We start from the raw sequence: 945 nt of genomic DNA, 5'->3' as shown, positions 1-945 counted from the left end.
GGGGCCGGGCACGGGTACGGAGAGCCTGGCGGGCCGCCCGCCAGGCTCTCCGTACCCGTGCCCGGCCCCGTACCCGCGCCCAGCCCCGTACCGGCCGCCGCCTGCGCGTCCGCCGCCGTGTCCAGGTCCTCCCTGGCCACGCGCTGGGTCGGCACGTACGCCTGCGCCGCCGCGGGCGCACGCCCCTCCATCGCGTCGAGCAGCATCCGCTCGGCCTCGTCCGCGCGCGGCCGCTGCGCCGGATCCTTGCGCAGCAGGGCCACGATGACGGAGGCCAGCGGCCCCGCCTTCTGCGGGTGCGGCGGCTCCTCGGTCACCACGGCCTGCATGGTGCTGATCGGGGAGGTGCGGCGGAACGGCGAGGTGCCCTCCACCGCCGTGTACAGCGTGGCGCCGAGGGACCAGAGGTCGGATGCGGGACCCGGATCGCCGCCCTGTACCCGCTCGGGCGCCAGATAGTCGATGGAGCCGACGATCTCACCGGTCCGGGTGATCGTCGAGTCGCCCTCGATCGCCGCGATCCCGAAGTCGGTGATGAGGACGCGCCCGTCGCGCGCGAGCAGCACGTTGCCCGGCTTGACGTCCCGGTGCAGCACCCCGGCCGCGTGCGCGGCACGCAGCGCGCCGACGACGTGCAGCCCGATCCTGGCCGCCTCGCGGGGCTCGATCGTGCCGGCCTCCTTGGCGGCGTCGGCGAGCGAGGGCCCGTCGACGTACTGCATCACGATCCACGGCCGGTTGTCGTGCTCCAGGACGTCGTGGACGGTCACCACACCCGGGTGCGTGATCCGCGCGGCGGCCCGCGCCTCCTTCTGCGTACGGGCGTGCAGCACGAGCCGGTCGGCCTCGGCCACGAACCGGCCCGCCGTCAACTCCTTCACCGCCACCACGCGGTGCAACACCTCGTCGTGCGCGCGCCAGACCTTGCCCATGCCGCCGCGTCCG

At 75.2% G+C, this 945-nt stretch carries 1 protein-coding gene; it reads right to left on the bottom strand.

What is annotated here, in order from left to right; genetic code table 11:
* The coding region (locus CCN56_RS33995) for a serine/threonine-protein kinase (RefSeq protein WP_256962321.1) at positions 1 to 945 on the bottom strand (945 nt) is incomplete at both ends.

Source organism: Streptomyces sp. NRRL B-24572, assembly GCF_002156145.1.
GTDB lineage: Bacteria > Actinomycetota > Actinomycetes > Streptomycetales > Streptomycetaceae > Streptomyces > Streptomyces vietnamensis.
This window is presented reverse-complemented; position numbering and strand designations above follow the sequence as displayed.